The organism is Paenibacillus sp., from assembly GCF_031177825.1.
GTDB lineage: Bacteria > Bacillota > Bacilli > Paenibacillales > YIM-B00363 > Paenibacillus_AE.
This window is the reverse complement of the sequence record NZ_JAPSKE010000044.1, coordinates 20,780-28,257: the sequence shown is the minus strand read 5'-3', so window position 1 is coordinate 28,257 and position 7,478 is coordinate 20,780. Positions and strand designations below refer to the sequence as shown.

Annotated in this window: 3 protein-coding genes and 1 pseudogene; all 4 read left to right on the top strand. The window is 61.8% G+C overall.

Annotation, left to right across the window (positions count from 1 at the left end):
- A pseudogene (locus tag RIN49_RS27570) lies at positions 1 to 621 on the top strand (hypothetical protein); the annotation flags it as partial.
- A gap of 941 nt (positions 622 to 1,562) precedes the next feature.
- Complete coding sequence (locus tag RIN49_RS27565) at positions 1,563 to 2,171, top strand: hypothetical protein (RefSeq protein ID WP_309123322.1); 609 nt, start codon at positions 1,563 to 1,565, stop codon at positions 2,169 to 2,171.
- Between the two features lie 231 nt (positions 2,172 to 2,402).
- A complete protein-coding gene (locus RIN49_RS27560) occupies positions 2,403 to 2,756 on the top strand; it encodes a hypothetical protein (protein WP_309123321.1) in 354 nt (117 codons plus the stop codon).
- Positions 2,757 to 2,905: 149 nt separating this feature from the next.
- On the top strand, positions 2,906 to 7,033 hold the full coding sequence (locus RIN49_RS27555) for an S-layer homology domain-containing protein (protein WP_309123320.1): 4,128 nt from the start codon (positions 2,906 to 2,908) through the stop codon (positions 7,031 to 7,033).
- The last annotated feature ends 445 nt before the right edge of the window (positions 7,034 to 7,478 follow it).

Here is a 7,478-nt window from a genome sequence, read left to right as displayed (position 1 = left end):
ATCGCGGCCCCGCTGGCATCGCGGCGTATCCGGCCCGGCTATGTGATCGCGAGCGCGCTCGGACTGTCGGTCATCGGCTATTTGATGCTCACGCGCCTCGAAAACGAGCCATCCGGCATTGCTCTGGTCACTGCCGCGTTTTCGCTCGTCTATCTCGGCCTTGGTACGATCGCCGCGCTAGGCACGGATCTGGTGGTAGGCGCGGCGCCAGCGGAGAAGGCAGGATCAGCCTCGGCCATGGCCGAGACCGTGCAGGAACTCGGCCTGGCGGTTGGCATTGCCGCGCTGGGTAGCCTCGCGACCGCCGTCTATCGCAGCCGGATGTTCGACCGGATACCCGATACGCTGGATCAGGATGTCCACAAGGCTGTCGGAGACAGCCTCGCGGGGGCATCCTCGGTAGCGCAAGAACTGCCTCCCGGCTTGCTTGAGGAGGCGCAGGCAGCCTTCACGGCGGGATTCAATGCAGCGGCGGCAACGAGCGCAGTCAGCATCGCGATCCTCGCCATACTCACGGCCGTCATCTTGCGCCATATTGGAACTGACGGCGGTAACGCCGACGGCGACGAAGCGGTTGAAGTTGTGACTTCGCCCCAATCGACTTGTGCTTGCCGGCAATGAATACAGGAAGTTTGGAACGCTAAGAGGCGTCTCGCCTTTGAATCAAACCCAAGATTCCGTCGAAGGAAGCTTGGCGGCGTTTTTATTAAATTTATCCGGACCGTCTCCTGACCTTTTTGATTCGTTGGAACTCTCTCCACCAACGATCGATCAATCTATGCCAATTATAGAAAAGTGTACTTCTCGGAGCCAGACGAATTAGACCGAAATCAACGTCATTATAAACCTCCGCTCCGATGGCATGTATGGCGTCATGGAGAGACGATGTCAGCAAAAATATGCCGAGCTCATCGGATGATTCGAACGAAGCTAGATTTCTGGTGATGCGAGTTTCAGCCTCTTGTAATGTACGGGTCCATCCTGGATGCATTTTTATTTCTAATGGGATGGAAGACCAAGGTTCTACGCTTCTTGGGTTTAGTCCTTGGGCGTTATACCATCGTAGAGATTTCCGTAAAAAATTACGATGAAACCGAAGGAATTCGATACCATCTCCTGCGCGTATATTCATGTTCATATTGCTATGCCATAAAAAATGCTCATCAAGAAGGGATTGCTGGTAATTGGGTATCCTCGCCATAACCACTCACCTTTTTCATACAGCTGTATTCAAGGAGCAGTGGTGATTCTTGGGCACTTGGTTCGGAAGCGGTTCGACGCGACCCCGATGCTCCTCCGAACCGGCAACATCCTCTTGCCCTCCGGACAAGTTATGATACATTTCCGACCAACAACCACCGCGAAAAAGAGGAATGACCGCCGTTGTCCCACACGCCGAATGAAACTGACGTCTTGTTCCACTCGAAGCTTCGGATCCCGCCAACACCGAGGCATGCGGTTACCCGGCCTCAACTGCTTACGCAGCTGAACGGCGGGCTGCACCGTAAGGCCGCGTTCGTCGTCGCTCCGGCCGACTATGGCAAGACGACGCTGGTCTCCGATTGGGCCAGGCAGAAACGACTCAATCCGCTTCTGGCGCTACGTCGCGGCCGCCGTCGTGCAGGCGCGGGCGGGGCGTCCGATACCGCCGCAAGCGCGGCGGCCGCATCGCGCTCGCCCCCGGCCAATACGAGCCGTTCTTCGTGGCGCTGCTTAACGCACGGAACGTCCTGCGAGAGCCGCTAGTCATCGTATTCGACGATTGGCACGTCATCGACGATGAACACGCCGCCGTCTTTCGCCAAAATTTTGTGGGTGAGCGTGCTTGGGTCTACGACATCCCGATGGAGCGCTTGCGTTTCGACCTCCGGGGGACGGTGGCGCTGTTTCAGACGGACGGCGAGCACAGAGAGCTGCGGCGGGAGGAGCTCGAGCGGCTGCTGCACCGGACCGAAGGCTGGGTAACGGGGTTGAAGCTGCTTTCGCTCGCCCCGCACGTCGGCGAGCGGACGACAGAGCCGTTGCGCAGCCGCGTCGGTGGAGACGGCGGACGGCTCGAGCAGTTTCTGCTCGAGGAAGTGTTCGGGGCGTTGGACGGGGCGACGCGGCGTTTTCTGATGCGCGTTGCAGTGCTGCAGCGAATGAACGGCCCTCCTACGACATGGACGTGATGAAAGGGCTTGAGTACATCCGCCTCTCACTGCGGCATAGTCCGACAGGAGCGGATTTGATCTTCGCGTCGGCTCATACGTTTTTCCGCAGTATGATCGGCTTTACGGCGCAGATGGGGCTGCAGGATTCAACGCTGGTGTGCTACGGGCACTACTGTACGAACGCAACGATCATACGTCCGCCTCTTCGTCGACCGGGGCCCGTCGCTCGCGGAGCTGCTCGAGGAATACGTGAAGCAGCGCCGTCGGGGGAACCTCCGGGACCGGAGCGCCCCGTCGCTCGATTTCATCCGCAAGGCGCTGTCGTGCTTCGGGGTGGGAGCTGATGATCTTCGGGCACATGGAAGAGGGCTTGGACAACGCGGCAATCTCCGCGGCGCCCGGCATCGGGATGGGGAGCTGAAGGTGCACATCAATCATATTTACAGTAAGCTGCAGGCGACGAGCCGCGTGGAGGCGATCCGGCGGGGCAAGGAGATGCAGGGCAAGGTTGGAACGACGGACAGGACTCGGCGAGTGGGCGGGTCTCGTTATCGGTTTCGGAAGAGGTCGTACGTCTATAACCGAATCTATAACCGGGGTTAGATTCGGGCCGGCGGGGTTTGCATTATAATTTCGGGTGTATCTCGAAAAAATGCATCTCAGCAACGGAAGGTGTGCGAAGCATGAACTCTTGGACGAAGCCTATTCTATCTCTACTTCTTGTTCTAGCGCTGACGGCGGGTGTTTTCCCGATGCGAACGTTCGCCGACGGGGCGTCCGGCATGACCGGCGACGGGACAGCGGACAATCCCTATGTCGTCATGACGCTGGAACAGCTGGATGACGTCCGTGAAGATCTGGACGCGCATTATGTACTCGGGGCGGACATCGACGCGTCGGCGACGGCGGCGTCGAACGGCGGAGCAGGCTTCGCGCCGATCGGCGACCTCGGCGGCTCATTTGTCGGGACGTTCGACGGGGCGGGCCATGTTATTCGCGGGCTGACGATCGAACGACCGGCAGAGGACAATGTCGGTTTGTTCGGCCTGATCGGCGCAAGCGGCGTCGTCAAGCGGCTGGGCCTCGAGGAACTTTCCATCGTCGGCCATACGTGGATCGGCGGAATCGCCGGACGGATGGAGGGTCGCGTGGAGGATTCGCACGTGACCGGCACGGTCGAAAGCACCGGCGCTCTCGTCGGCGGACTGTTCGGCTACACCGGTAGGGACGCGAAGGTGAGGCGTTCTTATGCAGAAGCCGATGTCAGCGGGGTCGGGCTGTATGCCGGCGGGCTTGTCGGACGCAGCGACGGCGAGATCAGCGAGTCCTATGCGACAGGGAATGTGTCCGGCGGCGGTTACACCGGCGGACTGGCGGGCATTAACGAGGTCGGCGAGATTTATCGCTCCTACGCTACGGGCGACGTCAGCGCAACCGTAGGGCAGGTCGGCACGACCGGAGGGCAGGTCGGCGGGTTGCTCGGGTACAACTTCGGCGCCCTCGTGAGCGATACGTATGCCACAGGCGACGTCAGCGGGGACTTTGCGGTCGGCGGATTGGTGGGGATGACGGACTATGGGCTTATTAGCAAGTCGTACGCCACCGGCAACATTACGGGCAATACGATGATCGGCGGGCTCATCGGCAGCAACAACGGCGGATACACCGAAAACCTGTATTGGGATACAGAGACGTCGAACCGGCCGAATGCCTGCGGGTTCGACAACAACTACGGCGGCATATGCGAGGCGACCGGACTTACGACGGCGCAGGCGCTAACCCAGGGGAGCTATCATGGGTTCGGTTTCACCGACGAATGGTACATGGTCGACGGCTCGACGCGGCCGTTTCTTCGCGCGGAATGGTCGGCGTCGATCCGGACGCCGCATCAGCTGCAGCTGATGGCGATGGATCCGACGACGGATTACACGCTGGCGAACGACATCGACTTCGGATCGGCGCTCACCGACGACCGCCGATCCGATTTGTGGGCCACTAGCGCGGGCGAAGGCCTCGGCTTCGCGCCTGTCGGCGCGACGGCCGGGGGGCCGTACGTCGGGATATTCGACGGGGCGGGCCACGTCATCCGCGGGTTGACGATTCGACGTCCGTACGCAGACAACGTCGGCATGTTCGGGAGGATCGGATCCGGCGGCATCGTGCGCAACGTAGGGTTGGAAAGCGGCGCCATCGCCGGACGGAACAGCGTCGGCTCGCTGGCCGGCTACAACGACGCCGGCGAGGTGGAGCGGGCGTACTCGACGTCGTCCGTCAGCGGCACGCAATCCGTCGGCGGCTTGGTTGGAACGAACGACGCGGGCCTCATTGAAAATGCCTACGCCGCCGCGCCCGTCGCCGGCGACGGAGAAGTCGGCGGTCTCGTCGGGCACATGCCGCTCGGCACGATACGCTCGTCGTATGCAGTCGGCCGCGTGGTCGGTCGCGGCGACGTCGGCGGCCTCGCGGGGGCGATGTCGGGCGGATCCGTCGTCGATAGCTTTTATGACCGGGAGACGACGGGAGAATCCGACGACACGGGCAAAGGCGACCCGCTCTCCACCGCGGCGATGAAGCGATTCGACACGTACCCGGCCGCAAGTTGGGACTTCGCAGGAACGTGGAGCCTGACCGAAGGGAAGACGTATCCGGTTCTGCGGGGCATCGCGGCCAATCTGGAGATGGACATCGCCCCGCCGACCGTCTCCGGCGCCGCGATCGAAGCGGCGCACCCGAGCCGCGTCATCGTCTCGTTCGACGAAGACGTGAGCGCGTCGTCCGGCGCCGGCTTCGCGATACGCGTGGACGGCAGCGCGGCGGGGATCGCGAGCGTCGAAGGTGTCGGATCGCAGACGAGGGAGCTGACCTTCTTCTTGGAGGAAGCGGCGGAATACGGGCATACGGTCACCCTCTCGTATGATCCGCTGTTCGGACACGTCGTCGATCAGGCGACCGTGCCGCTGCTCGGCTTCGCCGGTTTGGCCGTGGATACGTCGGACATCCCGATGCCGGACGTCGTTCCGCCGACGATCGCAGTGACGATGACGGAAGCGGACGGCGGCGAATACGAGATCGACACGTGGACGAACCAACCGGTCGCCGTCCGAGCCACCGCAACGGATGACGTCAGCGTCGCGTCGTTCGTGTATTCGGTCGACGGCGGCGCTGGGTGGAGTGAGTACGCGGCGCAGGATCTCGTGCTGCAGGAGGAAGGCGCGAACACCGTTTTGTTCAAAGCTACCGACGCGGCGGGCAACGAGGCGACCGAGAAGCGTACGGTGAACATCAGCTGGAGCGGACTGCGCCTGACGCCGACGCTCATGAAAGCGAACGGTGACGCGTATGCAGACGGCGCTTGGTCCAACCTCAGCGTGACGGTGAGCGTCTACGCCGAGGCGGGAGCGAGCGGCTTCTCGAACCTCACGGTATCGCGCGACGGAGGAGCTGCCGAGACGTACGAGAACGCAACGCCGCTCGTTCTCGACCAAGAAGGCGTGCATATGTTCTTGTTCCAGGCGGCGGATGCGGCTGGTAATACGCTTTCGATGCCGCTGACGATGAGGATCGACAAGACGGCGCCGACCGTCTCCTTCGACCCGAACGGAAACGAAGACCCGTCGCGAACGGCGGCTACGACCGTATCCGTTGCCGACGGCGGCGCCGGCAGCGGTCTGGATGCCTCGACGCTGCAGTACGCGTGGTCGACGGACATAACCGTTCCGTCCGAGGGCTGGACGCGGTTCGCTAGCGGGGACAACCTTGCGAGGAACGAAGGCGACGGGGATTGGTATTTGCACATCCGGGCGGCGGATGCGGCGGGCAATGAAACGAACGTCGTTTCGAACCGGTTTCGGATGTACGCACCACCACCGTCGGAGGCACCGGGCGGAACCGGGTCATACGACGACGATCATCCCGCGTATACCAACTACTCGATCGGAACGAACGGAGCGACTCTAACCTTCCGCGGAACGCGCATCGTCATTCCCGGCGGAGCGTTGGGTCGAACGTTTACGCTGATGGTGGCTGAGATCGACGATCCGTCCCATTTGCCGCTACCGGAGGGTGCGCAATGGGCTGGCAGCGTCATCGATTTGAAGAAAGACGTCGACGGGCCGTTCGGGAAGGACATTACGCTTACGTTACAGCTAACCGACGGCTTTACGCCGGCGGAAGGCTCGGAGATCGGCCTCTTTTGGCTGAACGAGGAGACGAACGAATGGGTACCGTTGAACGACATTACGGTGGACGAAGCGGCTTGGACGGTCAGCGGCACGACCGATCACTTCACTGTATTCGCAGCTTTGGCCATCCCCGTAGAGGAACCGTCGGAGCCGAAACCACCGGTGCAGTCGGAGGCGAACTTTACGGATATCGCCGGGCACTGGGCGCAGCGAAGCATCCTTGATCTTGCGGAACGCGGCGCGGTGACCGGTTATCCGGACGGCTCGTTCCGGCCCGATCGCACGGTCACTCGCGCGGAGTTCGCCGCTATGCTCGTCCGCGCTTTGAACCTGCCGGCGGTCGACGGCAGCCCGTTCGCGGACACCGAGCGTCATTGGGCTCGTCAGGCCGTCTCCGCCGCTTATGCGCGAGGGATCCTACGGGGTCGGGATGCATACCGCTTTGCGCCCGACGATCTCGTCACCCGCGAGGAGATGGCCCTGATGGCGGTGAACGCACTGCAGCCGGACGCGTTGCCGACGGGCACCGCTTTCGCGGACCAAAGCGACGTCGCGCCTTGGGCGCGTCAGGCAGTGGCCGCGGCGGCGAATCTCGGCGTCGTGTCAGGGTACCGGGACAACGCCTTCAGGCCTCAGGCCCATGCGACCCGGGCGGAAGCTGTCGCGGTGATTCTCCGCGCCTTAGAAATCGAGTCCTAAGCTATATAATCTTGCTGGCAACGCTCCAAGCGCCACGTTGTCAGTCGACTTACCAATTACCCACTGTATCCACGAGGCTGCCGCGGATCGGCCGGCAGCCTCGCTCAGTTGCAGGACGACATTCCTGTTATTCGCTGGTTACATAGGCGGCTATAGGTTTGATAAGTTAAGCGCATGGAGAGCGGGTACGGCTCGGAGGCGCTGCGGAGCGGGAGGCGCTGTATTACGAACACGAATACCATGACTCGATCCTCATGAGCATGCTGGCCCGAGAAAACCGGGAGCTCCACCTTCGCCGCGGCTAACGCCCGGGCTTGAACGGGAAAACCTACCGCTTATTCAGGCCTCATATGGGAAAATCGCTTGTCGAACGGGAAAACCTCCCGTCTATTCGCTCGAATTCGCGACATGACGTCGCTTTCGGCGAAACGGACGGGAGGTTTTC

Excerpts from the sequence above, each read along its gene's own strand:
- RIN49_RS27555 (WP_309123320.1), top strand. The coding sequence starts at position 2,906 with ATGCGAACGTTCGCCGACGGGGCGTCCGGCATGACCGGCGACGGGACA.